This window comes from Lentilactobacillus parafarraginis DSM 18390 = JCM 14109, assembly GCF_001435895.1.
GTDB classification, from domain to species: Bacteria; Bacillota; Bacilli; order Lactobacillales; family Lactobacillaceae; genus Lentilactobacillus; species Lentilactobacillus parafarraginis.
The window spans coordinates 1-2,116 of the sequence record NZ_AZFZ01000144.1 but is presented as its reverse complement, the minus strand read 5'-3'; the positions used below and the strand labels follow the sequence as shown (position 1 = coordinate 2,116).

The following is a 2,116-nucleotide window of genomic DNA, read 5'->3' as shown; positions in this document are numbered from 1 at the left end:
CTGTTTTACTTGACTAAACGTAGAAAAAAAGCCCGAATCATCATCCTAACGATGACAACTCAGACCCTAGTTGGTATTAACAATGACTTACATATTTTTAGAACGACGCAACCTTCTTAGATCACGCGCAACTTTAATCCGAATTTTATTGACCAATTCAGCCACGATAAACCCCAACGCAATGGAACCGGCAATCCAGATCACTTCTGACAGGTAGCCAAAGGCGGCGGAATAATTTCCCATCGCAAAGCTCTTAATCGTGTTGTAAGCCTGGCCTCCCGGCACCAATGGAACTAGGCCGGGCACGTCAAATAAAATGCTGGGCATCTTTTTCCAACGGGCAATCATCACGGAGACCACCCCGATGCACAGACCGCCAAAAAAGTTGGCCGAACCCAAGCCGCCCCAGGTTGTGATAATAATGTAATAAACTAACCAGCCTAATAGGGCATTGAAGCCGGCAATATTGAGGGCCTTATGGGGCAGGTTCACAATCAACCCAAAGCCAATTCCGGAGAGATAGACGCAAACGCATTTGATGAGAAAGAAAATAACTGGGTTCATGGCCACATCCCTCACATAAAGTGCAGCGCAATCGCCACACCAAAACCTAACGCACAGGCACTAATCAAAGCTTCGATTCCCCGGGCCGGCCCACTAATTAAGTTGCCAGACAGTGCATCGCGCACGGCGTTGGTTAACGGAATTCCTGGGACCAGGGGCATCATCCCGCCAACAATAATATCGTCGGCCTGATGCCCCAATCCGTATTGAACGGCCAAGATTGCCAGGGCAGCCACGGTTGCGGCGGCCATAAACTCACTTAAGAAGCGAATCTGCACGTAAATGTTCAGAAAATAAAGCACCGCCCAGCCAGCCATTCCAATGAGGCAGCTAATCAAAGCGTCACTGATATTATTTCGGAACACGACGACCAGCCCCCCACTAACCAGCCCGGCCCCAATTTCTTGGACCCACAGCGGGAAGGTGCCAACAATTTCATCAATGTGAATCAGTTGATCATAGAAGTCGTTAATCGTAATCTTCTTGGCAGCAAAGGCCCGCGATAGTTCGTTAACCTTAGCGACCTTTTCCAAATCAAACGACCGCTTGTCAATCGCCCCAACCTGAGCGCCGATTTCCTGAACGCCGCCGGACATGATAATGCCGGTCACCGTAACGTAAACGGTCGCGTTTTTTAACCCGGCATTTCTAGCAATCCGCATAATCGTATCGTTGACCCGGGTCATTTCGGATCCGGATTCAATCATGATGGTGCCGGCCAGAATGCAGGTATCCAGTACCCGCTGATCATACTTGCGTTGGCGTTCGTATTTGCGTTCTTCTTCATCCAATGTTTGTCACCCCAGCCATAAAAATGGGCAGCCGCCGCTTTCGGTTAGGCCTGCTCATCATCAGATTTTACAAAGACGTAGTGGGCCGTTTTATACCCAATTGTCAGTGGTTTCTTGTCCGTCAGGTTTTGAACCATCACGGATCCCTCAAACGGATCGTGGGAAACAATCTTCAGCCGGTCACCAATGTCCAATTTAATGTCCCCTAACAGGGTTAACAGGTCATGATTATCGATAAATCGATTAACCACCACAACCTCGTCATCCTTGGCGTCAGTCAGCAGCTTATCGTGATCTTTCTTGTAATGGCCAAACCGATCCGGGATGATTCCGCCGTGCGGGCACCTTTCCGGATTTCCCAGAAAGTCGTCCAGATGGTCGATCATCTCGTTAGTGGTATCGTGCTCCAGCTTTTCGGCCTCATCATGAATATCGGGTAAATTAAACTTCAATGAGTAAAACAAAAAACATTCCCAAATTCGGTGCTTTCTGACCAGTTCCTCAGCGTATCCGGTGCCCTTCTTCGTGAGCTGAACGCCCGAATAGGGTTTATGGGTAACCAATTTTTCTTCAACCATCTTGTTAACCATTTCCGTAACTGAACCAGCTGCAATGTCCAAACTTAACGCAATCTGCTTGTTGCTGACAAGCTTAGAAGCGCCCCCCAATTCAAAAATAATTTTTAAATAGTCTTCCTTCATCGGTGTCATTAATTGTAAAATCTCCTATTTATTAGGGTCCGTCTGAAAACTTTATTTCAG

General features: G+C 47.6%; 3 protein-coding genes. All 3 read right to left on the bottom strand.

What is annotated here, in order from left to right; translation table 11 throughout:
• Positions 1-87 precede the first annotated feature (87 nt).
• Genes FD47_RS14315 through FD47_RS14305 form a run of 3 tightly spaced genes read right to left on the bottom strand, consistent with a single transcriptional unit; the run spans position 88 to position 2,065 of the window.
• Positions 88-564 carry a threonine/serine exporter family protein gene (locus FD47_RS14315; protein WP_056980829.1) on the bottom strand — a complete coding sequence of 159 codons (477 nt, stop codon included), beginning with the start codon at positions 562-564 and terminating at the stop codon, positions 88-90.
• An 11-nt stretch (positions 565-575) separates the two neighbouring features.
• Positions 576-1,355, bottom strand: coding sequence for a threonine/serine exporter family protein (locus tag FD47_RS14310; RefSeq protein ID WP_054736713.1), 780 nt, complete (start codon positions 1,353-1,355; stop codon positions 576-578).
• A gap of 44 nt (positions 1,356-1,399) precedes the next feature.
• On the bottom strand, positions 1,400-2,065 hold the full coding sequence (locus tag FD47_RS14305) for a metal-dependent transcriptional regulator (protein WP_056980828.1): 666 nt from the start codon (positions 2,063-2,065) through the stop codon (positions 1,400-1,402).
• Positions 2,066-2,116: the final 51 nt, after the last annotated feature.